At 55.4% G+C, this 24738-nt stretch carries 20 protein-coding genes and 1 tRNA gene; 11 read left to right on the top strand and 10 right to left on the bottom strand.

Going from position 1 to position 24738, the window contains the following annotated elements:
• Window positions 1–9: 9 nt before the first annotated feature.
• The gene (locus tag Q1Q75_RS06665) at window positions 10–768 is read right to left on the bottom strand and encodes an AAA family ATPase (RefSeq protein WP_300668550.1); all 759 of its coding nucleotides are present in this window, start codon (window positions 766–768) and stop codon (window positions 10–12) included.
• Window positions 769–1111: 343 nt separating this feature from the next.
• Here Q1Q75_RS06665 and Q1Q75_RS06670 point away from each other — a divergent pair, with 343 nt between their 5' ends.
• Window positions 1112–2581, top strand: a complete 1470-nt coding sequence (locus Q1Q75_RS06670) for a M48 family metallopeptidase (protein WP_300668521.1) — start codon at window positions 1112–1114, stop codon at window positions 2579–2581.
• Between the two features lie 406 nt (window positions 2582–2987).
• On the opposite strand, the gene fusA is transcribed toward Q1Q75_RS06670, so the two are convergent.
• The gene (gene fusA / locus Q1Q75_RS06675) at window positions 2988–5027 is read right to left on the bottom strand and encodes an elongation factor G (protein ID WP_300668522.1); all 2040 of its coding nucleotides are present in this window, start codon (window positions 5025–5027) and stop codon (window positions 2988–2990) included.
• 313 nt (window positions 5028–5340) lie between these two features.
• Window positions 5341–5916 carry a GerMN domain-containing protein gene (locus Q1Q75_RS06680; RefSeq protein WP_300668524.1) on the bottom strand — a complete coding sequence of 192 codons (576 nt, stop codon included), beginning with the start codon at window positions 5914–5916 and terminating at the stop codon, window positions 5341–5343.
• Between the two features lie 481 nt (window positions 5917–6397).
• Here Q1Q75_RS06680 and Q1Q75_RS06685 point away from each other — a divergent pair, with 481 nt between their 5' ends.
• Together Q1Q75_RS06685 and Q1Q75_RS06690 are read left to right on the top strand one after the other, a co-directional pair.
• Window positions 6398–8083: an aminotransferase class V-fold PLP-dependent enzyme gene (locus tag Q1Q75_RS06685; RefSeq protein WP_300668525.1), complete on the top strand. Its 1686-nt coding sequence runs from the start codon at window positions 6398–6400 to the stop codon at window positions 8081–8083.
• 107 nt (window positions 8084–8190) lie between these two features.
• Entirely contained in the window at window positions 8191–8748 is a 558-nt protein-coding gene (locus Q1Q75_RS06690; RefSeq protein ID WP_300668527.1) for a pyruvate kinase alpha/beta domain-containing protein, read from the top strand.
• A 12-nt stretch (window positions 8749–8760) separates the two neighbouring features.
• Here the strand turns inward: Q1Q75_RS06690 and Q1Q75_RS06695 are convergent, their stop codons facing one another.
• Window positions 8761–9441 carry a lysophospholipid acyltransferase family protein gene (locus tag Q1Q75_RS06695; protein ID WP_300668529.1) on the bottom strand — a complete coding sequence of 227 codons (681 nt, stop codon included), beginning with the start codon at window positions 9439–9441 and terminating at the stop codon, window positions 8761–8763.
• Between the two features lie 435 nt (window positions 9442–9876).
• Window positions 9877–11034: an iron-containing alcohol dehydrogenase gene (locus Q1Q75_RS06700; RefSeq protein WP_300668530.1), complete on the bottom strand. Its 1158-nt coding sequence runs from the start codon at window positions 11032–11034 to the stop codon at window positions 9877–9879.
• A 493-nt stretch (window positions 11035–11527) separates the two neighbouring features.
• Between Q1Q75_RS06700 and Q1Q75_RS06705 the strand changes: the two genes are divergently transcribed.
• Window positions 11528–12031, top strand: coding sequence for a hypothetical protein (locus Q1Q75_RS06705; RefSeq protein ID WP_300668532.1), 504 nt, complete (start codon window positions 11528–11530; stop codon window positions 12029–12031).
• A 208-nt stretch (window positions 12032–12239) separates the two neighbouring features.
• Here the strand turns inward: Q1Q75_RS06705 and Q1Q75_RS06710 are convergent.
• Window positions 12240–12316 (bottom strand) — tRNA-Pro (locus Q1Q75_RS06710).
• A 499-nt stretch (window positions 12317–12815) separates the two neighbouring features.
• Here Q1Q75_RS06710 and Q1Q75_RS06715 point away from each other — a divergent pair.
• On the top strand, window positions 12816–14468 hold the full coding sequence (locus Q1Q75_RS06715) for an ATP-binding protein (RefSeq protein ID WP_300668533.1): 1653 nt from the start codon (window positions 12816–12818) through the stop codon (window positions 14466–14468).
• Between the two features lie 353 nt (window positions 14469–14821).
• On the opposite strand, the gene Q1Q75_RS06720 is transcribed toward Q1Q75_RS06715, so the two are convergent.
• The gene (locus tag Q1Q75_RS06720) at window positions 14822–15502 is read right to left on the bottom strand and encodes an amino acid ABC transporter permease (protein ID WP_300668535.1); all 681 of its coding nucleotides are present in this window, start codon (window positions 15500–15502) and stop codon (window positions 14822–14824) included.
• A 113-nt stretch (window positions 15503–15615) separates the two neighbouring features.
• Window positions 15616–16380 carry a transporter substrate-binding domain-containing protein gene (locus Q1Q75_RS06725; RefSeq protein ID WP_300668536.1) on the bottom strand — a complete coding sequence of 255 codons (765 nt, stop codon included), beginning with the start codon at window positions 16378–16380 and terminating at the stop codon, window positions 15616–15618.
• A 559-nt stretch (window positions 16381–16939) separates the two neighbouring features.
• Here Q1Q75_RS06725 and Q1Q75_RS06730 point away from each other — a divergent pair.
• The 5 genes from Q1Q75_RS06730 to Q1Q75_RS06750 all read left to right on the top strand — a co-directional run bounded on the left by Q1Q75_RS06730 (window position 16940) and on the right by Q1Q75_RS06750 (window position 21748).
• Window positions 16940–18622, top strand: a complete 1683-nt coding sequence (locus Q1Q75_RS06730; protein WP_300668538.1) for a S8 family serine peptidase — start codon at window positions 16940–16942, stop codon at window positions 18620–18622.
• 333 nt (window positions 18623–18955) lie between these two features.
• Entirely contained in the window at window positions 18956–19471 is a 516-nt protein-coding gene (locus Q1Q75_RS06735) for a GNAT family N-acetyltransferase (RefSeq protein WP_300668539.1), read from the top strand.
• A gap of 387 nt (window positions 19472–19858) precedes the next feature.
• Window positions 19859–20044, top strand: coding sequence for a hypothetical protein (locus Q1Q75_RS06740; protein WP_300668540.1), 186 nt, complete (start codon window positions 19859–19861; stop codon window positions 20042–20044).
• 112 nt (window positions 20045–20156) lie between these two features.
• Entirely contained in the window at window positions 20157–20696 is a 540-nt protein-coding gene (locus Q1Q75_RS06745) for a MerR family transcriptional regulator (protein ID WP_300668541.1), read from the top strand.
• A 146-nt stretch (window positions 20697–20842) separates the two neighbouring features.
• Window positions 20843–21748 (top strand): patatin-like phospholipase family protein, encoded by a 906-nt coding sequence (locus Q1Q75_RS06750; RefSeq protein WP_300668543.1) that lies wholly within the window; start codon window positions 20843–20845, stop codon window positions 21746–21748.
• Window positions 21749–21885: 137 nt separating this feature from the next.
• Here Q1Q75_RS06750 and Q1Q75_RS06755 read toward each other — a convergent pair whose 3' ends face one another.
• Together Q1Q75_RS06755 and Q1Q75_RS06760 are read right to left on the bottom strand one after the other, a co-directional pair.
• A complete protein-coding gene (locus Q1Q75_RS06755; protein ID WP_300668545.1) occupies window positions 21886–22635 on the bottom strand; it encodes a sulfite exporter TauE/SafE family protein in 750 nt (249 codons plus the stop codon).
• Between the two features lie 103 nt (window positions 22636–22738).
• Complete coding sequence (locus tag Q1Q75_RS06760; protein ID WP_300668546.1) at window positions 22739–23113, bottom strand: rhodanese-like domain-containing protein; 375 nt, start codon at window positions 23111–23113, stop codon at window positions 22739–22741.
• A gap of 345 nt (window positions 23114–23458) precedes the next feature.
• Here Q1Q75_RS06760 and Q1Q75_RS06765 point away from each other — a divergent pair.
• The coding region (locus Q1Q75_RS06765; protein WP_300668548.1) for an MG2 domain-containing protein at window positions 23459–24738 on the top strand (1280 nt) is incomplete at its 3' end.

The raw sequence follows: 24738 nt of genomic DNA on the forward strand, positions 1-24738 counted from the left end.
AAAGCGTTTTTATCGCTCAACCACTTCTTTGGCCAGGGCCATGTAGCTTGTGGCCCCCACCGATTTGGGGTCGTACAGGAAGATGGGTTCTCCGTAGCTTGGGGCTTCGGAGAGCCGGACACTTCGGGGGATCCGTGTGGTGAAAACCAGATCGTTAAAATGTTTCTCGGCCTCTTCGGCCACTTGAAAGGAGAGATTGGTGCGACGGTCGAACATGGTGAGCAGAATGCCGCTGATGCGAAGGCGAGGATTCAAACTGGCTTTTATGCGTTTCACCGTGTCGATGAGTTGGGTCAGCCCTTCCAGGGCATAAAATTCGCTCTGCAGGGGGACCAGAATGGAGTCGGCCGAGGTCATGGCGTTGAGGGTGAGCAGGCTCAAGGAGGGGGGGCAGTCAATGACGATGTAGTCATAGTCCTTCTGGATGTCGGTAAGAAGCTCGCGCATCACCAGCTCTCGGCCTTCGTGGGCCATCATCTCCACTTCAAAGCCGATGAGCTCCACCCGTGCGGGAATGACAAAAAGTCCCTTCACGGCCGTGGTGTGAACCAGGTCCCTGGCATCGACCTCACCAATCAGCCCGTGGTAAAGGTTTTGCCTGAGGGCTGTCTTGTCGATGCCAATGCCGGTGGTGGCGTTGGCCTGCGGGTCGCAGTCCACGAGGAGGGTGCGTTTCCCCAGGGTCGCAAGGGCCGTTGCCAGGTTGATTGATGTGGTGGTTTTACCCACCCCGCCTTTCTGGTTTGCTATGCAGATAATCTGTGCCATGGTCGAGGAGATTAGCATAAAAAAGGGGTTTTGCAAAGAAAATGAGCAAAAATCAGCCTTGCAAAAAATGACTGTATATTGGCGGTGTTAGGGTTTGGGTTTAAGGGGTCTCCTGGGTGACTGTTTCGGGGGATTGATCCTTGCGGGTTGGTTGTGAGGTCGTGGGGGGTATGGTAGAGTGAGCGGGCGGTTCCTCTCATCGGGTTTCTATCTGCCGTCTGTGCGACATATCATAGACAGATGGCTCGGTGCAGGGTATTTGTTTTTCAGCGAAAAGCGTTACGGAGTGCAGGGTTGGCTCCGGTCCCCGAACGGGGTGGAATAATCGTAAGGTGAGGTTGGCATGATAAAAAAAGGACGATGGCTCTCACGGGTCATCTGTATGGCGATTCTTCTGGTTTTTCTCTGCGGACAGGTGGCTTCGGCCATTACCATTCGAGAAGAGAATGAGGTCGCCGGAGAGTTTATTCGCATGATTCGGGCTCATTATCGGATTATCGATGATCCCGTGGTGAACGATTACATCGTCGGCCTTGGGGAGCGGATTCTGTCGGCGTTTCCGGAGCAGCCCTTTAACTATCACTTTTATGTGGTTGAAAGTGATGTGTTCAATGCCTTTGCCGGTCCGGGCGGGCATGTCTTTATCCACAGCGGGCTGCTGCAGGCCCTCCCCAACGAGGAGGCCCTTGCAGGCATCATGGCCCATGAGATCTCCCATGTTTACAGCCGCCATATCTCCGATCGGATTGAGCGCTCCAAGAAAATCGGCATGGGGACCCTGGCCGGCGTGGCCGCCGGGATTCTGGTGGGGGTGGCCGGAGGCAATCCCTCGGCAGGGGGGGCTCTTACCATGGGAACCCTGGCCGGGTCTCAGTCGGCGGCCCTGGCCTACAGCCGGGAGGATGAGATGCAGGCCGACCAGGTGGGCATGAGCTACATGATGGCGGCCGGTTATGGCGGCGAGGAGATGCTTACGGGCCTGAAGACGATTCGTGAAAAACAGTGGTTCGGCCCCTCTCAAATTCCCACCTACCTGACCACGCACCCTGCCCTGGAAGATCGTATCGCCTATATCGGCAATTGGATCGAGGCGCATAAGGAAGAGATCGCCGCACGCAGGAAATCCATTGATCAGGCCTCTTTTTTAAAGACCAAGGCGCGGCTGACCGCATTGTACACACCGGTGGCACTTGCGGAAGACCTTTTTACCCATGCCATGGAGCGGGGGGCGGCTCCCCTTTATACCGAGTATGGGCTGGGGCTTCTGATGGATCGCATGGGTAAATACGACAAAGCCGCCCTTCACATGCGCAAAGTGCTGGAGAGACGTGCCTTTGACAAGGATGCCTTAAGGGGCCTGGGTCGGATCTATTTTCATCAGGGTAAATACAAAGAAGCGCGCCAGCTTCTGGAGGGGGCCATGAGCCTGGACCCGGATGATTTCGAAAGCAATCTCTGGCTGGGACGGCTTCTCATCGAAGAGGGGGCTTTTCATGAGGCGGTGAATCGCCTGGTCCCCCTGGCCACCGACTACGGCCCTGGAGCCCTGGCCCACTACGACCTGGGCAATGCCTTTGCCAAGCTGGGCAAGGTCTATGACTCCTCTTATCACCTGGGTTTCTACTATCGGGGCGTCGGGGATCTTCGCAATGCCGTTTTTCAGCTGAAACGGGCCAAAGAGATGGCGCCGAATGAGGCGTTGCGCAAGGCAGCGGAAAAGATACTGGCTGAGATTGTGGGCAAAAACGGTAAAAAAAAGAAGAAGAAAAAACCGGAAGAGCCAGCTCCTGGGGAGGAGGTGGACGGTGAGTAGTGAAAAGTGAAAAGTGAGTAGTGAAAAGTGAGTGGTGAGGCATCAGGCTCTTTGGCAAAACCATGAAATGTATGAAGACGTATCACGCCAGAAACCAGCACATGGTTTTTTTATTATTGATGGAGCGCAGCGACTCCTCGAACGAAGCACGAAGAACGAAGCACGAAGAACGAAGCACGAAGAACCAAGCACGAAGAACCAAGCACGAAGCACGCTTTTTATAAGTCACCATGCTCGGTTTCCCCATGGCCTCGATGGCGGCTGAAGAAGGAAGGTCATCAAAAATAAAAAAGGGCCGCTTTCCCCTGTGGGAACGCGGCCCTTTTTTTGTCTCTATTTCGATGAACGCGGCCCCTGTCACTGAAAGGGGCTCACCCCCCGCATCACGGGGAGTCATGGCGATCCTTTATTTGTCCACAGCGCGGTCGAAGTGGGAAAACTTCATGGTGAAGTTGCCCCGGCCCTGGGTGGCGGAGCGCAGGGCGGTGGAGTAGCCGAACATGCGTGACAGGGACACGGCGGCGTTGATCTCGTGAATGCCCATGTTGGGGTTGATGGCTTCGATCTTCCCACCACGGGAGTTGAGATCGCCGATGACCTCTCCCATGAAGTCGTCGGGGACAAAGACCTCTACGGCCATCATCGGCTCCAGGAGGAAGGGGGCACCGCCCGAGAGGGCTTCTCGCATGGCCATGGAGGCGCTGACGGAGAAGGCCAGCTCGGTGCCGTGGCCTTCGCGGGTTTCGGCTCCGGTGACCGTGGCTTCCACATCCACCACGGGGTAGCCCAGGAGGGTGCCGCTGTCCAGGGCGTCCATGACTCCTTTTTCAATGGCGGCACGGAAGTGGGGTTGCAGGATCTCTTCGTCCAGGGTGCAGACCACTTGGTTGCCGGTACCCAGGGGAAGGGGTTTGAGGGTGAGGGATACCTGCCCGAAGTGGGTCTGTCCGGCCATCTCACGGTCAAAGGTGGCCGTGGCGGAGGATTCATTCGTGATGCTTTCGCGGTAGACCACCTGGGGTTTGCCCACATTGACATCGGTGTGGAATTCTCGCTGCATGCGGCTGATGATGATCTCTAAGTGGAGTTCCCCCATGCCGGAGAGGATGGTCTGGCCTGTGTCCTCATCGATCTTGACCTTCAGGGTCGGGTCTTCCGTGGTGAACTTGGCCAGGACCGTGTCCAGCTTGTCCTGATCGGCGTGGGTTTTAGGCTCCACGGCGATGGAGATGACCGGCTCGTAGGTGTCGATACGTTCCAGGATCACCTGATGGTCGGTGTTGCAGAGGGTGTCGCCGGTGGAGGTGTCTTTGAGGCCCACGATGCCTACGATGCTGCCCGGTCCTGCTTCATCGACACGTTCCTTACGGTTGGCGTGCATCTGGAGAATACGAGAGAGCTTCTCTTTTTTCTTCAGCAGGGGGTTGTACACCTCTGAGCCGGCGACCAGCTTGCCACTGTAAACGCGGGCGAAGGAGAGCTTTCGCCCCTCGATCATGGAGACTTTGAAGACCAGGGCAGAAAGAGGCTCTTTGGCTCTCTGCTCAAAGGTGAGGGTCTCTCCAGTGGTGGGGTCGATGCCGTGGGCCGATTCGATGTCTATGGGGCTGGGCAGGTAGTCGCAGATGGCGTCCAGCAGGGGCTGGATGCCTTTGTTCTTCAGGGCTGTTCCGCACAGCACGGGCACAATGGCAAGATCAATGGTCCCTTTTCTCAAGGCGGCCGTGATCTGCTCGTTGGTGACAGGCTCTTCGGCAAGGTAGGCGTCCATGATCTCTTCGTCCACATCGGAGAGGGCTTCAATCATGGCATCGCGGGCGATGTCGGCCTCCTCCGCCATCTCAGAAGGGATGGGGCAGGTGTCGAACTCTGCGCCCTGGGAGTCGTCGTTCCAGGCGATCATCTCCATTTTGATGAGATCGATGACGCCCCGGAAGGACTCTTCAGCCCCGACGGGAAGCTGAATGACCACGGGGTTGGCGCCGAGTTTTTCCTTGATGGCGTTTACCGCGTTGTAAAAGTTGGCCCCGATGCGGTCGAGCTTGTTGATGAAGGCGATGCGGGGGACCTTGTATTTGTCGGCCTGTCGCCACACCGTTTCAGACTGTGGCTGCACACCGCCCACGGCGCAGAAGACACCGATGGCTCCGTCGAGCACGCGCAGGGAGCGTTCCACCTCAATGGTGAAGTCCACGTGACCCGGGGTGTCGATGATCTGAATCTGTTTGTTTTTCCACTGGCAGGTGGTGACCGCAGAGGTGATGGTGATGCCGCGTTCCTGCTCGTCGGTCATCCAGTCCATGGTCGCTTCCCCGTCATGGACCTCACCGATTTTATGGGATCGCCCGGTATAATAGAGGATGCGCTCGGTCACGGTGGTTTTTCCCGCATCAATGTGGGCCATGATGCCGATGTTTCTTATCTGTTCGATCTTTGTCTGTTTCATGTCTGCGTGTTTTTCCTGATGGCCTCGCAAAAAGTCGGGCAAGGATGCCCGGTGTCCACCGTTGTTGCCTTGCAGGCGGATGTCTGCGAGGCGCGCGTGATGTCAACTTTTTGGTGATATTTTTTTTATGAACGGACCAGGGGGGAGACCCCGCAGCTCGTCAAACAAGTTCCTTACTCTCTCTTAAATTATGTCATCGTATGGCTCTGATGTGGGCCTTACGGTTGTCCTGTTCTTTATGTTATGTCGGGTGGATGTCCGCCACGGTGTGCCGTCTTGTCATCGCATCGGTGCCCGCCTAGATGCCTTCGGGTTATCGTACCAGAAGCATGTCGGGTGTGAGGGGCTCGGAAATATCGATGTGACCGGAGAGAGTCTCCGCCCGGCTTCCTTCGATAAGGATACGGACAGTATCGATCTCCGGAATGTTGACGGCCAGTGAATTGACCACCGAATAGACGGTGAGCAGCTCGGATGACGCCCCTTTGGGTTCCCCGGAAATATCCCGGGAAAAATCGACCACCGCGACCTTGGGAGCCATGATGTAAAGAGCTCGCAGGCGCGTAGCGGCCGGAAGGGTGCGGGCACTTCCCCGTTCAGGGCCTTCGATGAGGGCCGCAATGATTTTTTGGCTCAGCTGCCAGGGATCGTTTGTCGTGGAGACGGTTCGTTCCTCGGAGGTGAGGAAACGTCCCTCCCGCTCGGCAAAGTAGAGGAAGAAGCTCTCCTCTTCGATGCGGTTCGCAGGGGTTGCGTGCCGGGGAATGGTGGCTGCTTCCGGTGTTGCCGCATCGGGACCCGTCCAGAAGGAGAAGAGGATCACGATCAGTAGCGTGGCGACCGCTGCTGCGATAAAAACGCCCGTTTGTCCTTTGCCGTTATCCGTCATGGTGGATATGGGCTCCCTTTGCATGGCCCCGTGCGTGTTGCGTCGACGTCCGACAGCTCGCAGCACCCAGTGCTGAAATGATACGGCCCCAATCTCCTCGTTACCCCTTGCACCATGAGGGACAAGCCCGGGACTGTCCAGGGGTCGGTTGTGAGGATGGCTGCCTTTATGAGCCAGCAAAATTTAGGCTATAATGGAAAGCTTGTCAAGCAAGAGGCAGGGGATTGCCCCTGTATTTGAATATTTTAGATGAGAGCGTGTGATAAATCCACTGTTGATGGACCCTGGCGGGATAAAGCACCTGGAACAGGTGCAACTCGGGACCTGGTGGGGGGCTCTCTGGCAGGGCTTTTACTTGTTTGCCTCTCGTTGTCCTGTGGGATCTTTTTTTTTCGGCTCGTCGTTGTTATTTTTCGGTAAACGGGATATATGCCATCATGATGGATGGTTGTGTCTTGATAACAGGGGGCTTGACGGGGGCATGAAAGAACAGGTTAGTGCAGTGAAACGCAGTGAAAAACAGCAGGAATGGGTAAACTTGATTCGGGTGTTTACCTGCCCGGAAGATGAGAAAACACGGGACGTTCTGGTTCACCATATGCGGCTGATCCTCTTTGAACTCCATGATTTTCTGATTCAGAACGTAGGGATTACTGAGGCAGTCAGTTTAAAGGAGATCGCTGATCGCTGCACCAATACCGTGATGAACGGGTACCCTGAAAAACGGCTGGCAGATGTGATCACGGGTGTTTTTGAAGAGATTTCACCCCACGTTGTGAATGTGGCCTCCCCTTATTTTGTGGGGCATATGACGGCTGCCATTCCCTATTTTATGGTGCATCTCAAAGCCATTGTGGCCGCCCTGAACCAGAACGTGGTGAAGCTGGAAACCTCCAAAATGCTCTCCGTACTGGAAAAGCAGGTGGTGGCCAAGGTGCATCGCATGATTTATAAAAAGGGCAATCCTTTTTATCTTGAGCACGTTCAGAACGCTCACACCTCCCTCGGCTCCTTTACCGAAGGGGGAACCACCGCCAACTTAACCGCACTCTGGGTCGCCCGAAACAAGGCCCTGGGCCCCTTACAAGGGTTCAAGGGGGCCGAGATCGATGGCCTCCCGGCGGCCTATGCAGCCCACGGTATCGACCGGTGCGTGATCCTCGTCTCCAAGCGGTGTCATTATTCCCTGAGAAAATGCGGCGGGATCCTCGGGATTGGAAACGCCAACATTGTGCCGGTTCCCGTGGATCACACCAACCGCATGCGGGTGGATCGCCTGGCGGAGATGATTGACAGCTTAAAAAAAGAGGGGCGAATTCGGATCGTGGCTGTCGTGGCCGTGGCCGGAACCACAGAGACCGGAAACGTGGACCCCTTGTCTGAAATCAGCGCCCTTTGCCGGAAGGAGGGCCTCTTTCTGCATGTTGACGCGGCCTGGGGGGGACCGACTCTGATGTCCGAGACCTACGCTCCCATTTTGCGCGGAATTGAGCACGCTGACTCCGTGACCATTGATGGCCATAAACAGTTTTATATGCCCATGAGTTCCGGTATGATCTTTTTTAAAGATCCCACCAGCCTGGATGCGGTGGCCTACCACGCCAATTATATCATTCGGAAAGGGAGCGTGGACCTGGGCAGTAAAACCCTGTCCGGTTCCCGTGAAGCCAACTGCCTGATCCTTGACAGCGCCTTTAAGATCATGGGCAGTCGGGGCTACGGCATGCTCATTGACCATGGCATCGAGCTGGCTCGAAGCTTTGCCGATGAGATTGAAACACGGGACACCTTTCAGCTGGTGACCCGGCCCGAGCTTAACATCCTCACCTACCGCGTCTGTCCGAAATCGATTCAAGAGGAGTTGAGCCAGGCCTCCGACGCGCGAATCCTCGAAATCAATGACTACTTCAACGAGGTGAACCGCTCTCTCCAGCAGGAGCAGCGGGAAGCGGGCAACAGCTTTGTCTCGCGTACCGTCCTCGAACAGGAGACCGTTTTTCCGGGATCTCCCGAAGGCAGAGTCGTGGTTCTTCGAAGCGTTCTCATGAATCCTTTGACCACCATCGAGGTCCTGCGAGATATTCTCGACGAGCAGGAAGATCTCTATGCCGCCTGGCTCCAGGGTGCTTCCACTCGAAAAGGGCGACATCGCGAAGAGGAAGGGTAACCGGGGCTTCTTTTTTCTTTCCCTTTTTGGCATCTATGGTAAGAAGCCAGGGCTTCGACTTGGCGATCCAGTACCCTGTCAACCCTTACTCAAGATGTGGAAATAAGATGATTCTTTTTGAAAAATCCGGAAAAATCAACACCGACGATGTTCTGAAATGTGTGAAAGAGAAAGGGGAGGCCCTCGGCATCAAGACCTGCGTTCTCGCCACCACCCGAGGGTTTACGGCGGAACGGGCGGCGGACATTCTGGAGGGGTTTTCGGTTGTCGCCGTCACCCACTTCACCGGCCTCAAAGGGCCCAACGTTCAGGAAATGAGCGCCGATAAACGGACGGAACTGGAGAACTCCGGGGTGACCGTCCTGACCTCCGGCCACACCTTTTTCGGGATCGGACGGGCCGTTCGGATGCGGTTTAACACCTATCAGGTGGACGAGGTCATTGCCGAAACGCTGAAGCTCTTCGGGGTGGGCGTAAAGGTGGCTGTTGAGGTGAGCCTGATGGCCGCCGATGCCGGCCTGATCCAGACCGGTGAAGACGTCCTTTGTGTGGGTGGAACCGGTGCCGGTGCCGATACGGCGGTGCTCTTGCGGGCCGTCAACACCGCCGATTTCTTCACCCTGAAAATTCAAGAAATTCTCTGCAAACCGGTGGCTTCAGTGTAACCCAAGGAGAGGCTAAACGGCTTGGGCACACTCTTCCTGTAATTCCCTGTTCTTCTCACCCATGACGCGCTCAAGATTTGACCGTTGCTCTTCAAAGGCTTCGGAGGTCTCGGTTTTGGGAAAGTTCATTTCATCGCCAAATCGCAGGATGACTTTGGAACCGGGTTTGGGCAGCAGGAAACGATCCCAGCTGCGGGCATACCAGGCGTGGTTCGCGTGGATATAAAAGGGGATGATCACGGTCTCCCCTTCATGGGCCAGTCGGATGGCACCGGGCTTGACCACGCCAAAGGGACCGCGCGGCCCATCAATGATGTGGGCCGCCAGCCTGTGCTCGGTCAAATGATCAATCATCCCTTTCAACGCTTCGACCCCGCCTCGGGTCGACGAGCCTCGAACCGTGGTCCATCCTGATCTGTTGGCCACCGCTGAGATGAGCTCTCCGTCCTTGCTCTGGCTGATCATCAGTCCCGGCTTGTAGGCCTTGTATTTCTGAAAATAGCGAATCGCCGCAAAGAACTGCTGATGGTGAGTACAGAGGATGATGCGCTTGTTATCGTTTAAATACGCATCCAGCCAGGCCGCTTCGTTCTGGACCTCAAGCCGGAAGGTCAATGAGTAAAGCCGGATGGATTTGTACAGGACCCATTGGGGGAATTTGGACGCGAAGAATTTATTGATTCTGAGGGACATGATCACCTTACATATGAATGTGAGACGTTAAAGCAGCCGCAGCCTCTCTGCCTGGGGGCCCCTGTGAAAGAGGTCGTGCAGGCCAGACAAAATTATTTCTCTGCCGAGAGTTCGATGGCCAACGTCAGATAAGGAAATAACTTTGAGGGTTTGAAAAACGTATAACATGTGAGATGGGAAAGCAAATACCATTTCAGGTCATGGTCTCTTGTCTCGTCTCCGCCCTTTTGTTACGTCTGTTTTTCTTCCAGATGTTGGCAGACGTGGTTTGGCAGGAGTCAGGAGAGGGGCGAAAATACTCTCGGTGCTGATCGCTTTTGAGGGCTCAGGCCAAAAATAAATCCACACGCGGTACAACCTTGCGGATGGGGTTTGCCTTTATGATGAAATGCTCTAAACGTTTGGCCCCCGGCAGATCCGCCGGGGGCCTTTCTTTTACAGGCAGGCCGCGAGGATTTTTCCCACCTGGTCAGGGGGCAGGCTCTGGTGCTCTCCGAGCTTGTTCAGGCCGTGGGCGGTGAGTTGCGCGCAGACCTTTTCGATGGCCTCTTCGCCGATGTCATAGGCCGCGAGGCGGGTGGGGATCCCCATGGCTTCGAAGAAGGCGCGGGTTTGGGCGATGGCTTCCGTCATCCGTGCTTCGTCCGATCCTTCGGAGAGGTTCCAGACGCGGGAGGCGTACTGGAGAAGCTTCTCTTTTTTCTCCTCGCGCCGCGCTTCCATCATGGCGGGAAGGACGACGGCCAGGGTGCGGGCGTGGTCCACGCCGTAAAGGGCGGTGAGCTCATGGCCCACCATGTGGGTGGCCCAGTCCTGGGGAACACCCGCACCGATGAGGCCGTTTAAGGCCAGGGTGGCGACCCACATGATGTTGGCCCGGACGTCATAATCTTCCGGGTCTTTCAGGGCTTTCGGTCCCTCCTCAAGAAGGGTGAGGAGCAGCCCTTCGCTGAAGCGGTCCTGTACGCCACCCTGTACCGGGAAGGTCAGGTACTGTTCCATCACGTGCACAAAGGCATCCACCACCCCGTTGGCCAGCTGCCGCTCGGGGAGGGTAAAGCTCTTGGTGGGGTCGAGCACCGAAAAGGTCGGAAAGACCGACGGATGGGAGAAGACCAGCTTGGCCTGGAACTCTTTTCTCGTGATCACGGCCCCGCAGTTCATCTCCGAACCCGTGGCTGGCAGGGTGAGGACCGTGCCAAAGGGCACGGCCTTCGTTACCCTGGCGCCATAGGTCTCTAAAATGTCCCAGGGTTCTCCCTCATAAAGGGCCGCCGCCGCAATAAATTTGGTTCCGTCGATGACGGAGCCGCCCCCCGCCGCCAGAATGAAATCCACCTTTTCCGCCTTCACCCGAGCCACGCACTGCATCAGGGTTTCATAGGTGGGGTTGGGCTCGATGCCGCCGAATTCGCTGACGGTAAAGCCTTTCAGGGCGGTTTTGATCTCGTCCATGACGCCTGTCTTGACGATGCTGCCGCCGCCGTAGGTGATCATGACATGGGATCCGGCTGGGATTTCAGACGCGATGTCTTTGATGCGGTTTTGGCCGAAGAGAATGCGGGTGGGGTTATGAAAGGTAAAATCAAGCATGGTGATTTCCTTGTGGTTTGGGTGGGCGTGCACAGCCGTTGAAATATCCGGGCTAACCCGGATATTTCATGAAAAAACGATCGATTCAAAGCAATGAACAGTTATTGCGGAAAATCCAGTTATTTCAAAAATACAAAATGTAATTCGCGGTTATCTGTTCGCTTTTCTCACCCTTCGGGCGAGCCGGGTTAAGGGGATGATGATCTGAGAGAGATGCCTTAAGGATACATTAGGGATGCCCCCGCAGGTGTCAAGTCGGCGGGCGTCAAAAAAAAGAGAACCGAGGGGCAAACCGGGTGCCGGAGGCTTTTTTTCTGTCGAAAAAAAAGGGTGGCCTAAAAATTTGTAAAAAGGATATAAGTGATTTGACAGGCACCTTACATTAATCGAATTTTGAGGAATTGTAATGTTTAAAGCAGCCACCCGCCGTACGGTCAAAATTTTGAAAGCCCCTTTTTTGTTAGCCGTCCTGACTCTTCTTTGCAGTTGTACAATGATTCAGAAGTTAAACCCCATGGGGCCTCCTGCACCTCACTATAAATACACGGTGATGGTTGATCAAAGCGATCGCTTTGTTGTGCTGCCGTTTAATCATCGCCTCAATCAGACGGAATTTGCGGCAAAAGTCGAGGGGGTTCTGATTGATGCCGGGTTGAGTGTCGTGGCCGTACCCCAGGAAAAAAAGACCATTGAGGAGAGAAAAGATGATGGTCTTTCTGCGGCGGGCAGCCGTTCGAGCGGGGCGTCATCGGAGGCGGGGAAGCGATTCAATTCTGTCCGAATCGAGAGGTACACGGTGTCGACCGTGATCAATGCTGAATACATTGTCGAGACACTGCTCAAGGATTCTTATGGAACCCTTAAGTTTACACGCGTCAGCGACAATAAAATTTTGAGTGTTTTGACCCTCAAGGGCTCTAAGTCGGCTTTGGAAAAAGAGATCAGGGAAAAACTGGTGGCCATGAAGTTTGTTTCAAAGAGTCTGCTTCCGAATTAGCCGGAGGGCCGATGGCGGCCGCGTAGAGGTCGTGCGGGGGGGGGCATGGAGGGTCGCTCATGCGTCAGGGTGGGGGCTCTCACCCGTCACGCGAATGCCTTTCAGGCCAGGAGGGTGATGCCCGACGCGTATGTCCCCTGGGAAAAAGGCATAAAAAAAGGATTTAATCGTTACCGATTAAATCCTTTTGTATTTTCTTCTGTTGATTTGGTCGGGGCGAGAAGATTCGAACTTCCGACCCCTTGACCCCCAGTCAAGTGCGCTACCAGGCTGCGCTACGCCCCGCCAAATACAAAAGGGTTATACTCTCTTGCTTCAATTGATGTCAAGGGAATAAGGGGATAAATCTACATATTCCAAGGAATGTGTTTTCTCTCCTAATAACAGGCCTTTGTGGAGTTCAAGGGAGGCCGGTATGAAGCGAGGAAGCTTCCTTTTCTGGCTTCATTTATCCATTATTCTGGTGTGTTATCAGAAAAGGCTGCGTTGCGGGTGCCTGCGGTATCGTGCCTGTATAAAGCATGTGTTCCTCTGTGGGGGGTGGTTTTATTTTTTAAGGGGGGAGGGGGCGCTGTCCCTTGACGCGCGAAGCCCTGTTGATAAAGGATTCTGGGGTAACACCCGATATTTTATAATTTTTTTTCTAAAGTTTACTTTGGAGGGTGCGAAAAATGGGGTATACTTCTGCACTGCAGATAAGGTGTCTGTAAGATGAATGATTGGTTACAACCTTATGCAATCACATGAAAAGGGTTGCTTGAAGTTTTGAGGGTAGATAGGGCGTATGCAGGCAAGTGAGCGGATCGAGACACCATTGATCCTGGTGGGGGAAATAGGGCTTCCCGATGAAATGAAGCGTAATTTCCAGTGTTTGACAGATCTTCTGGCAGATTTTACCGCTGCATCAGCGGTTTTGATTTTGAGTGAACGTCATGGGGCCTTGGAAGTCGTCAGTCGAAGTGAACAGACATCGGACCGGCATGTGAATCGGTGCCGGGTGCTTCTGGCCAGGTCAGCGGCCGAGGATGGCAAAATTCGAGAGGCCGATGACGGGACGTGGGTTTGTTACGGTCAGCCTGTCCAACGAGCCACGGGGGAGCCGTTTGGCTTTATAGCCGTCCTGAATCGGGTTGATCACGCCTTGTCTTCTGCCGGGCGTGAGTTACTGGAGAAATCAGGGTGCAGGGTGCAGCGTATGCTCTCGTCTTTCCCCGAAAGGTTGGAGGTCCCGAGCGTCATGATAGGGGCCAGAGATGGCATTTTGAGCGCTCTGAAAGCCTGCTATCAGAAGCTGTTTAATGAAGTCACGGACGGCATGCTCCTCATTGATGTGGAGAACGGTAGGGTTTTGGGGCATAACCGGGCTTTTTCACAGCTTACGGGGCTCAACCATGTTGAGATGCTGTCAGATCTGAAGGAGATGTTTCCCTCCGTCGAGGATTACGATGTTCTGTCAGGGACCGCCCAGATCCGTGGTATGGGTACGGAGATTCCCATGTTTGAGGCCCAGATTGAGCATGTGGCGGGTGCCCTCATGGATGTGGAGATTCGGTCCGGGTTTATGGACTGTGAAGGCACACGCCTTCTGCAGCTTGTTTTTCGGGACACTTCGGAGATGAAGCGGGTTGAACATCACTTCAGGCAATCCCACGCCATGAACACCATGGGGCAGGTCGCTGCCGGTATCAGCCATGACCTCAGCACGGTGGTGGATGGGATTCGATTGACCTCAGAGCTGCTTATGGCACAGGCCGACGATTATGATGAGAGGGTGAAACACTATATTCAGGTTGTTGCCGCGTCCACGGAACAGGCCTCGGTCTTGAGCGGCAAGCTTCGGGCCCTGGGCCGCACCGCCGGTTCAACCGCTGCGGTCCTCGATCTCCATGAAATGATCGACGACACCCTTTTGATGTTGCCCTACACCCTGGGACACCGTGTGCGGGTTTCTCTTGAGGCGAAGGCTGAAGAGCCTTTGATTTTCGGGGACGCGGCGCAGATCCAGTCCGCCTTGATGAATCTTTGCATAAACGCGGATCACGCCATGCCCGGCGGGGGGGCCTTGCGCATCGAGACCCGAAACGTCATCCTGGAAAAGGAGAAGGCGCGTGTCGGTGGGTTTCCCCTCGCTGCCGGGACGTATCTCCAGATGACGGTGGAAGACAACGGGTGCGGGATGGATCCAGAGACCCAAAAACGGGTTTTCGAGTCTTTTGAATCCTCCACGGATGGCGGACGCAAGGCCGATGACGGCCTGGGGATGATGATGGTTCATCGCATCATGAAGAACCACCATGGAGCCGTGGCGTTGACGAGCGAGCCGGGGGTCGGTACACGATTTTTTCTATTTTTCCCCCTGGAGGACAGCGCCCTGGGCGGGCACGACGAGGTGTACGAGGTGGGTGAAGGAGACGACACGATTCTGCTCTGCATCTGAACCGAGACAGAAAATCCCGCCCCTTTTGTGGCAGATGCCTAAGGGACTCTTTGTGTCTGTCAAAGCCAGGGAATGCATGAAGACTTGCCACACCAGAAATCAGCGTATATTTTTTTATAATTGATGGAGCGCAGCGACTCCTCGAACGAAGCACGAAGAACCAAGCACGAAGAACGTTTTTTTATAAGGTTTCCCCCTGGCCTTTATGGCCGTTGAAAAAAGAGGGTCATCCAATAAAAAAAAAGCCCCGAACAGATGTTTTCTGTTCGGGGCTTTTTTTGTGAATGGGACGAGCTGCCGCGCCGTCTTATGACGCTGTCCTTCAAGCCGGGGGTCGCTTTGACAGGCCCGGACTAGTGGTTTCCGCTGACGCCTAACTTTCGCTCAAGGGCAGCCAGGGACTGCGAAATGATAAAGGTGAGGGCCAGGTAAACCAGGCCTGCCCCGAAAAGAAACTGGACATAATCGTAGTATCTGGCCCCCATGACTTTGGCGGAGTACATTAACTCACCGGCTCCGATGACGGAGACCAGAGAGGTGTCCTTGAGAAGGACGATGAACTCGTTGCAGAGGGGAGGGATGACCTTGCGGAGTGCCTGGGGCAGGATGATGTCTCGCATGGCTTGCCAGTGGGTCATACCCAGGGAGCGAGAGGCCTCCATCTGACCGCTGGGGACGGCCTGGATGCCTGCCCGGACAATTTCGGCGACGTAGGCCCCTGAGTTGAAGCCCAGGGCGAAGATACCGGCTTTGATGGGTGAGGGAATGAGGGGAGATCCCGTCAGGGCCAGGTAGATCTGGGGGACGCCGAAATAGATAAAGAAAATCTGCAGCAGCATCGGCGTTCCACGCAGCACGTAGACATAGACACTGGCGATTGCCCGGATAAAACGGTTTCTGGCGATGCGTCCCATTCCGGCAAGGCAGCCGAGAATAATTCCGATAACCACGGCACCGAAGGTCAGTTGAATTGTGACCACGGCTCCATTCAACAGAAATAGCTTGTGCTGCCAAACCAGCGCAAAATCGATCAACGTCGTTTTCCCTTTTTATTTAATGACTCCGGTATAAAAGTCCGGGGCCTGACCTGTTTGTGAAGTTCAGATGCCCCCTCGGGTCGCCGGGGGCATCTTTTATGGCTTGGGCCTTAAACGCCCCACTTGGTCCGAAGCTTTTTGATGGTTCCGTCGGCTTCGAGTGTTTTAATGGCCTTGTTGAGGGCATCCAGGAACTCAGGAGCTCCTTTGCGTACGATGGCAGCGGTCTCCTCATAGCTCAGGGGTTTGGCAAAGAGGGTGAACTCGGGTCTTTTGGCGTAGTTTTCGGCGATGGCCACATCGAGGACCGCCCCCTGGACCGCGCCGTTTTTCATCATCATGACGGCAATGTTGGCGTCGTCCACGATCTGAGCCTGAGCGCCCTTGATTTTCTTGGCCGCCTCAGCGCTGGTGGAGCCGATCTGGGCAGAAACGCGCTTGCCCACCAGATCCTCTACCGTCTTGATGACGGAGTCGGCGGTGGTAAGAACCGTGGAGCCGTTTTTGAAGTAAGGGATCGTGAAGTCGACACTGTGCTTGCGCTCTTCGGTGACGGAGAAGCTGGACATGCCGAGGTTGATCTGCTTGTTTTTCACCGCAATGATAATGGAGTCGAAGCCCATGGCTTTAAATTCGGTCTTGAGGCCGAGTTCCGCGGCGACGGCGTTGATGAGGTCGATGTCGAAGCCCTCAATTGTATTGGTGTCGGGATTCACGCTTTCAAAGGGGGGGTAGTCGGGGCTTGTGCCCACCGTCAGAACGCCTGTTTTTTTGATTTTTTCCCAGTTATTATCCATCGCGGACGCCGGGGAGGCGCTTGCGATGCATACCACTGCCATGGCCACCATGGTCATGAGTTTTGTCAATTTTGCCATTTTCATATTCCTCCTGTTGCATCATGGCGATGGCTCCGAAATGAACGGGTGTCTTCCCTTGCCCGACGTTTAAAGCCTCGACGGCCCAGGGTGCAAGGGGTCGAGGGGAGTGCTTTTGCACCGGTAACGTGGACGGGATGTGTTCCCGTTGTTTGTCAGATCCATCAAGTGAAAACCTTTATTTATATGGACGGTTGGAAAATAAGTCAAGTCAGGGGTTGTCCAGGGCGACAGGTTTGTGATGAGAAGCGGTTTTGTAAATAGCTTGTAAACAATGATCATTAAAGATATGTCTGATTCACATTCTTTCTCTCCCCCCCCACACACACGTCACACAGAGACCCGGGACACGCGTGTCATGATGAAGCAAGAGGTTGGGTCTTGTACGCAGCTTTCCTGAATGCCGCCACCTCATGCGCAAGCCTGTTTTCAGGTGGCATACCTTGCCGACGGAGGCTTTTTTTGCCCTTTGGAATAGAGACTCAGTTTCGCCATATTCGTTTTTTAACCCCTCCCCATCCATTTAAGGATGCCGGGAACTGCGACGGAGGTTTTTGCGATGCGAAAGCGTTTGGTTTTGAGGGTTTTACTGGTTTTCATGTGCGGGTTGCTCTTTTCGGTTCAGGCCGCAGCGGGGTCACTGACGGATGACCTTCGGGAGAGGCTGAAAGGATTGGCGAGTCAGGAGTTTCTGCCGGTGATTGTGACCTTGAAAGAGGACCCTTCCCTTCGGGCCTTTGCTTCCAAGGGGCTCGTGGACAGGGCGGCAATCCGTCGGGCTCAGGATGAATTTCTGGCTCTCCTGAAAGGCCCTGCACCCCGCTATCAATACAAACACATCCCGGCTTTGGCCCTGGACCTCAGCCGCCTCGATATTTCCACGTTGTCCCAGCTTGGCGCCATCGCGCGTATTGAATACGATGCACCGGTCCACGCCTTTATGGAGACGGCCACGCAGTGGACCGGGACGGTTGCTGCTCGGGAGCGGTATGGGCTAAACGGCGAGGGCGTGACCGTGGCGGTGGTTGACACCGGCATTGACGCAGGCCATGCGGCCTTTGGTGATCGTGTGGTGGCCTTCTGTGATCTGGTGGGGGATGATTTGGCGGCAGAGGCTTACGATGACAACGGGCACGGCACGCATTGCGCGGGGATCATCGCCGGTGGCGGAGACGGGAACGGCGCCAACGCTGGGGTGGCGCCTGCAGCTTCGCTGGTGGGGGTCAAGGTCCTTGACAAGCGCGGAAGCGGCAGCATGAGTACGGTGATCGCCGGGATCGAATGGTGTATTGAAAACAAGGACGCCCTTGGTATTGATATCATCAGCCTGAGCCTGGGCAGCAGCGGCAGCTCAGATGGAACCGATGCCAACTGCCTGGCCGCCAATGCGGCGGTGGCCGCAGGGTTGGTCACCGTGGTTGCCGCGGGGAACAGCGGCCCGAAGCCCAGTACCATCGGATCTCCAGGGGCAGCCGAACAGGTGATCACCGTGGGGGCCATGAGCGATCCCGGGGAGGGCGGTTTTTTTCTGGCTGATTTTTCCAGCCGGGGTCCCACGGCCGACCAGCGCATCAAGCCGGACATCGCGGCCCCCGGTTTGAACATCCTGGCTCCGGAAGCCAACACCGCAGACGGCTATATCGCGCACAGCGGAACCAGCATGGCCACTCCCTTTGTGGCGGGGACCGCTGCGCTGCTCCTCCAGGGCGATCCCTTACTGTCTCCTGTGGCGCTTAAAGCCTCTCTGACCGTCACGGCCGAGGCGTGGGGCTCTCCTGGCAAAGACAACGACTTCGGAGCCGGTCGTCTTGACGGTCTTGCGGCCATCAGCACCGTTGTGGACGGGTATGCGGCTGAGCCCCTTTCCGGCGGGCCGGGCCATCTCAGCAAAACGGATTCCTTAAGTGGCTGGGACTGGTTTGTCTCGGCCACGGACAAGCGGGACGAATGGACCTTCGAGGTCACCGAGACCACCCACCCCATCGCGGTGAGCATGATCATCGCGTCCTGGCGTTCGATTCTGCTCGCTTTCGCCAGTCACGATTTTAACCTGAGCCTGTATGATCCCGATGGCAGCAAGGTGGCCTCATCCGCCAAACTCCTGAACCGGCAGGAGACCCTTACCTTTGCTCCGACGCAGACCGGCACCTACACCCTTCGTGTGGATGCCCGCAAAGGCACCAGCGCCTACACCCTGGACGTGAGCGCCGTGACCTCGAGTCTTGAGCTTGTGGGAGAATAGAGGGCAAGGCCGCGTCCTTGTGAAAACGGGGGTGCGAAAAGGGTGATGCCCGTCCTGCCGTCCCCGCATCCGGGAGGCGGTGGGCTGTTTGCTCAGTCGACAATAAAAGCTCTGTTTCAAAGACCTTAACGGTCTGAGGGCAGAGCTTTTTTTTGTTCCGGACATTTCCTTGGGGCCGATGCGTCGTTCTCTTTTTATCCGCTGGTTTTTTGGCCGAGCCTTCCAGGTCTGTTTTGACTGTTTGACAAAGGGGGAGGCTCCCCGTCAAAATGGATTCTGGAGAATTTTCATTTGAGACGTTTTACGGCAGGCATGCCGCCAGGGAGTGATGTCATGAGCTATACCATCGAAGAGAGTCGTCCTGAATGGGACGCGGCCATCTGCCGAATTATCAAAGATATCGGCGCCGAGTACGGAGCCGTGGGGGAGGGGTTTGGCCCCTCCGATGCCGAAGTGGCTGCCATGAGCCAGCATTATGCCCGGGAGACCAAGAGCCTCTACCTGATCGCGAGGGTGGGTGATGAGGTGGTCGGAGGGGGCGGGGTGGCCTCATTTCAAGGCAGCGATGAGGTGTGTGAGCTGCGAAAGCTCTTTTTGCTCCCGGAGAGCCGGGGCTTAGGGATCGGAAAGGACCTGGCACAGCGGTGTCTGGCGTTTGCCGAATTGGCGGGGTACAGGAGCTGCTACCTGGATACCCTGGCCGGCATGGCCGGGGCCATTGCTCTGTATGAGAAGCTGGGGTTCAGGCATTTGGAGAGGCCCCTTGACGGAACCCTGCATGGGGGCTGTGACGTCTGGATGTTGAAAGAGTTCCAGGGCAACGAGCCGGAGGCGACGACTCAGCTCTAATAAAAGCCTCCGGCGGCAAGGTGACGCCACCTTGAAAGCGGGTTTGCGAATGCTCTAAAGTTGTCGGTACCCTGGATACCTCGCGTCCGCATTCGCGTGAAGGGTGAGAAGGCGCATTGTACGCCACAAGCGCAATAGTTGAGGGTGCTTCTCTTTTAATCCATAGGTTGACTTTAACCGGAATAACTCCGGCGGCAAGGTGTGCCACCTTGAAAGCAGGTTACGATGATTTTTTGTTGACCCGTCTATGGCTTCACCCTTTATACCTTTTTCTGTCATGGCCGTGACACAGAGGGAATGTGTCAGGATTCAGCTCATGCGATGGCGAGGTGACTCTACCTTGCTGGAGATGGGTATTTATACGATTATTTATGAAGGAGTGTGATCATGCAAAAAAAGGTAAGCAAGGAAGAGTGGGTCGCCATGTTTCAGGAGATTGGGTTGTCAGAAGAGCAGATGATGGCATGGCACCGGTTGTTCGAAATGCGTCATCCGGGAGGCCATGAGGGTTTTCTTGAGTGGCTGGGCCTTACGGAAGAAGAGATCTCCGGTATTCGGGGGCGTTGCCGTTAGGCTGGGTCAGAGAATCCCCGGCTTTTAATGGGGCTCAAGCCGATCGGGCTTGAGCGGTGGGCGGACGTCTCTGTCTGTTTTATTATCGATCCCTGTTTCCCCTGGACGTGTCATGAAAACGTACACCATTTCACAATTGGGCCGAAGCTTTGGGTTGTCCCGGAGCACGCTGCTTTACTACGATCGCATCGGCCTGCTGCGGGCCCCGGAACGGACCTCGGCCGGGTACCGCGTATATACGCAGGCCGAGCATGATCGTCTGGCGCGGATTTCGATGTTCAGGGGAGCAGGGATGCCCCTTGCCGATGTGCAGACGCTGTTGGAAAGCGGAGAGGCCCCCCGTGTTCAGATTCTTGAAACCCGCCTGAAAGAGCTGGATGGGGAGATCCTTGCCTTGCGGCATCAGCAGCATGCCATCATCGGGATGCTTAAGACGCTGCCGGGGGGAGCCCCAGCGCTGGTGGTGAACAAACAGATGTGGGTGGCCATGCTGGAGGCGGCGGGGATGGACGAGGAGGCGATGGCCCTTTGGCATGCGGAGTTCGAAGCACGAGCGCCGGACTCTCATTTTGAATTTTTGCTCTCCTTGGGCATTTCTGAGGCGGAAGCGCGGAAGATCCAGGCCTGGGCCCGTGACAAGGGCGAGGCATAGAAGCGGTTATGGGGGCACTGTGTTGTGGCCCCAAACCCTTTTCATTTGTTTGATCTTCTGCACCAATATCGTTATGATCTTTACTCATTAGAAAATTCTTTTACGCATCCATCACACATGATTCTGTTGACATGAAAGAGAGAGCGATGCCTGAGAAAACAAAAAAAACAGTCTCCCTGGTCCTGGGAAGCGGGGGAGCCCGCGGCCTTGCCCACATCGGTATTATCCACTGGCTGGAAGAACACGGCTTTGAAATCGCCTCCATCTCCGGATGTTCGGTGGGGGCCATGGTGGGCGGTGTTTACGCGGCAGGCCGCCTGGATGAGTTTGAGGCCTGGGTGCGCTCCATCACGCGCATGGATCTGGTGGCGCTGATGGATCTTTCCTGGGGGAAGAGCGGGCTGGTGAAAGGTGACAAGGTGATGAACGCCCTTGTGGGGCTGGTGGGCGAGCAGCTCATCGAGGAGTTGCCCATACCCTTTACCGCGGTGGCCACCGATATCGTGAATGAAAAAGAGGTGTGGTTGAGGTCCGGGAGTCTCTTTGACGCCATTCGGGCCTCGGGCTCCATCCCTTTTTTTCTGACGCCGGTGCGGTTGAACGGGGTGGAACTCATCGACGGCGGGGTATTGAACCCGGTCCCCATTGCTCCCACCTTCGGAGACGCCACCGAGATGATTCTGGCGGTCAACTTAGGGGGAGAGGCGTCGAAGAGTCCCGTGCCGAGGGTGAAACATGGGGGACATCATGCCGGATCTTCGGTCATTCGGAAAAAAATCAATGGGTTTGTCAAACGATTCAAGGAGAATGGCAATGGGACTGCGGAGAAGGATTGGGGCGTCTACGATATCGCTCATCAGGCCTTTGACGCCATGCAGAGTACCATCGCACGACAGAAGCTCGCCGCCTATCCACCGGACAAGCTGGTGGTGATCCCCAAAAATGCCTGCGGGACCCTGGAGGTCTATCGGGCCGCCGAGATGATTGAGCTGGGGTATCAGCAGGCGGAAGCCTGTTTAAGCGATCTGCTGGAGCGGGACCCCATCGAATGAGCCGGAGGTTTTTGTTGAGCAGGGCCACTTCTGGCCTCCGGTGGCCCTGGCCATGGCGACAGGAAATACCTTTGTCGCCATGGGGGTGGGAACGGCGTTGGTGGCTATTTTCCGTGCTCTTGGGGGGTGACAGCTCCTTACCAGAGTTTCAGGGAGAGTCTCACGGCCAGCAGGAGCAGGACGACGCCCAGGCATTTTTTGACCGAGGCGGGTTTCATCTTTCTCTGCATGACAAGGGTCCCCAAATACCCGCCCCCCCAGGCGGCCAGGCCGGCAAAGGCGAGGAGCTTTATGGAGACGGAGCCCATGGCCGCATAGGTGAGGAAGGCGGAAAAAGAGGAGAAGGGCACGGCAAAGGCCGTCACCGCCGCAATCTTTTTGGGGTTGAACCCCTGGGCAATCATCAGGGGAGAGATGAGCCCGCCGCCCCCCACGCCCAGGAGGCCGGATAAAAATCCCGCCACGATTCCCACCAGCACCGGCCCGACCACGGGCCGATCATCCCGATACTGAGACGCATATTTAGACCCTTTAAAAAAGAGCATCATGGCCCCGGAAAATGCCAGGAACCCCACAAACACGATAAGGACAATTCGGGTCGGGAGGCGGTGGCTCACCCAGGCGCCGACGGGTGCCAGGAGGATGGACGAGGCGATAATCGGAAGTCCCATCTGGATATCGAGGCGTTTTTCCCGAATATTGGAGACGGTGGCCCCGAGCATGCTGACGGTGTTGACGAACAGGGCCGTGGGCCTTGCCTGGGCAAAGGGAATGCCCAGCCAGGTCAGGGCGGGGATGAGAGCTAGGGCAGAGCCCACACCGCCCAGGGCGAAGATGAAGCTCAGCACGAAGGAGAGAAGGGTAATGATCAGGGTGAGATGATCCATGGCGCAAATCCCAGTATTCTCGATGTCTGTAAAAAAAGATGCAAAAAACAAGCCCGATGACCGGGTTGATCCAATGGGTGGAGTGAAAGCCCTAAGGCGGGCCTTACATTTTTGACAGAGGGCCGGGCTTGAAAATTTTGACCAGCTCTTCTATAGAGGCGGTCAGCCCTTTGACCTCGTCAAACCCGTTGGCCATCAGGTAGGTATAGGCCACCGCCCCGCGAAAAATGGATGAGCAGAAGGCGACGATGCATTTGTCTTTGGGCAGTTCGCTTACGCGGTTGGGCAGCTCGTGCAGGGGGATGTGGATCGCAAAGGGGAAAACGGTGTAGGCGAGCTCCTGATCGGTGCGGACGTCGAGGAAGACAAAGTGATCGTTGCCCAGGACTTTGCGGACCCCCTCCACGCTCATGGAATGGTCACCTGTCCCCAGAAAATCAAAATCCATTTCAGCGATGACCTGATCGAGTGCGTTCATAGTGGCTCCTTGGTTGGGTTGTTTCGAATACAGGGATTGTAATATTTCTACATTCCCATATTGCCAAATAGCAATTTACACGGATCGGTGGGTGTGTCAACCCATTCACCGCGTTTTTTCATAAGAAATGGGCCAACGGTGGAATAGGGAATTAAAGTAAAACGTCCCGGTTTTACACGATTATGGTTTGTGTGATGTAGGAAATTTATTGACAAGTTGTTGATGAAAGGATTATTTTATCTTCATTTTTAATGAGTTAATACATTTAGTAAAATGGTCAGGATAATGATTTTTTTCAGGGCTATTGTTTTTTAGTTGAGCCGTCAAGCCCAAGGAGACGACACCATGTTTCGAGCAACCCTCACCCTGATGATCAGCCTGCTACTGCTGGTCAACTCGGCCTTTGCCTTTGATCTTGAAAAGGCAAAAAAAGACTACAATGGAGCACATTTTAGCGTGGCCTCCATGAAAGAGGTGCTTTATGAAAATGCACCGGCCATTGCCGTCAGTTTTACCGTTCCTGTGGATAAGGAGGGGCTGGAAGAACACCATGTGACCCTGTCCGGAGGCACCTCTGATCACTGGGTGATTAACGAGGACCGCACCAAGGTGATCTTCCCCTTTGTGACCCCGGACGCTGAGTATACGGTCAGGGTGTCCAATGCGGTTCCGGACATCACCGGTCAGACATTGGAATTCCCCGAAAGCCAGACGATCAAGACGGCGGCCCTGTCTCCCTCGGTGACCTTTACCTCCAGCGCGCATATCATCAGCAGCTCCAGCCCGAAGCGTCTGCCCGTTACCACCTTGAATGTGGATGAGGTGACCCTTGATTTTTTTCGTATCGATACGAAAAATATTCCGGGCATGGTGGGCGGCCTTCTCCGAAACGGCACGGACAGCTACTATCAGGTGGACAGCCTGAAGCAGATCGGCAAGCTGGTCCACACCGGCCGTTTTCAATTGAACCCGCGTAAAAATCAGCGCACCGATTACAACATCGACCTGACCAAGATAAAAGCCTTGAAAGCTCCGGGCGCCTACGTGGCGGTGATGACCCAGCCTGGCAGCTACCAGTACGAATATGAACATGCGTTTTTTATGCAGACGGACATCGGGATCCACCTGCGCCGGTATGAAAAATCCTTTGACGTGTATACCCAGAATATTGCGACCGGTAAGCCCATGGACCATGTTCGGGTGGATATCACGGATGAAAAAGGGAAGATCATCGACACCGGGGAGTCCGACGAACTGGGCCGGATCTCTTTCCACGCGAAGCCAGGTCAGCATCATCTCCTGGCCACCTTTAAGGATCAGCTCTCCGTGCTTCCCTTGAATCGGGATGCCCTGGATCTCTCCGGCCTGAAAAATGCCGTGACCCCCCACAGCGAATATCAGATTTATCCCTGGGGGCCCCGGCAGCTTTACCGGCCCGGTGAAAAAATTGAGGTCAATATGCTGGTCCGGGATTTTGATGGGAAACTTCCCGCAGGCCTTCCCCTGGGCTATTCCCTGTACAAGCCCGATGGCAGCAAGGTAAGTTCCGGGCAGCTGCAACCCACGGAGACCGGATTCTATCGGTTTGACCATGTGACCTCCGCCTCCAGTCAGACGGGGTCCTA

Origin of the sequence: Desulfoluna sp., from assembly GCF_030145185.1 — a bacterium.
GTDB lineage: Bacteria > Desulfobacterota > Desulfobacteria > Desulfobacterales > Desulfolunaceae > Desulfoluna.

Coding starts and splice junctions, on each gene's coding strand:
- Q1Q75_RS06665 (WP_300668550.1), bottom strand. CDS start 768: ATGGCACAGATTATCTGCATAGCAAACCAGAAAGGCGGGGTGGGTAAA.
- Q1Q75_RS06670 (WP_300668521.1), top strand. CDS start 1,112: ATGATAAAAAAAGGACGATGGCTCTCACGGGTCATCTGTATGGCGATT.
- fusA (WP_300668522.1), bottom strand. CDS start 5,027: ATGAAACAGACAAAGATCGAACAGATAAGAAACATCGGCATCATGGCC.
- Q1Q75_RS06680 (WP_300668524.1), bottom strand. CDS start 5,916: ATGACGGATAACGGCAAAGGACAAACGGGCGTTTTTATCGCAGCAGCG.
- Q1Q75_RS06685 (WP_300668525.1), top strand. CDS start 6,398: ATGAAAGAACAGGTTAGTGCAGTGAAACGCAGTGAAAAACAGCAGGAA.
- Q1Q75_RS06690 (WP_300668527.1), top strand. CDS start 8,191: ATGATTCTTTTTGAAAAATCCGGAAAAATCAACACCGACGATGTTCTG.
- Q1Q75_RS06695 (WP_300668529.1), bottom strand. CDS start 9,441: ATGTCCCTCAGAATCAATAAATTCTTCGCGTCCAAATTCCCCCAATGG.
- Q1Q75_RS06700 (WP_300668530.1), bottom strand. CDS start 11,034: ATGCTTGATTTTACCTTTCATAACCCCACCCGCATTCTCTTCGGCCAA.
- Q1Q75_RS06705 (WP_300668532.1), top strand. CDS start 11,528: ATGATTCAGAAGTTAAACCCCATGGGGCCTCCTGCACCTCACTATAAA.
- Q1Q75_RS06715 (WP_300668533.1), top strand. CDS start 12,816: ATGCAGGCAAGTGAGCGGATCGAGACACCATTGATCCTGGTGGGGGAA.
- Q1Q75_RS06725 (WP_300668536.1), bottom strand. CDS start 16,380: ATGGCAAAATTGACAAAACTCATGACCATGGTGGCCATGGCAGTGGTA.
- Q1Q75_RS06730 (WP_300668538.1), top strand. CDS start 16,940: ATGCGAAAGCGTTTGGTTTTGAGGGTTTTACTGGTTTTCATGTGCGGG.
- Q1Q75_RS06735 (WP_300668539.1), top strand. CDS start 18,956: ATGAGCTATACCATCGAAGAGAGTCGTCCTGAATGGGACGCGGCCATC.
- Q1Q75_RS06740 (WP_300668540.1), top strand. CDS start 19,859: ATGCAAAAAAAGGTAAGCAAGGAAGAGTGGGTCGCCATGTTTCAGGAG.
- Q1Q75_RS06745 (WP_300668541.1), top strand. CDS start 20,157: ATGAAAACGTACACCATTTCACAATTGGGCCGAAGCTTTGGGTTGTCC.
- Q1Q75_RS06750 (WP_300668543.1), top strand. CDS start 20,843: ATGCCTGAGAAAACAAAAAAAACAGTCTCCCTGGTCCTGGGAAGCGGG.
- Q1Q75_RS06755 (WP_300668545.1), bottom strand. CDS start 22,635: ATGGATCATCTCACCCTGATCATTACCCTTCTCTCCTTCGTGCTGAGC.
- Q1Q75_RS06760 (WP_300668546.1), bottom strand. CDS start 23,113: ATGAACGCACTCGATCAGGTCATCGCTGAAATGGATTTTGATTTTCTG.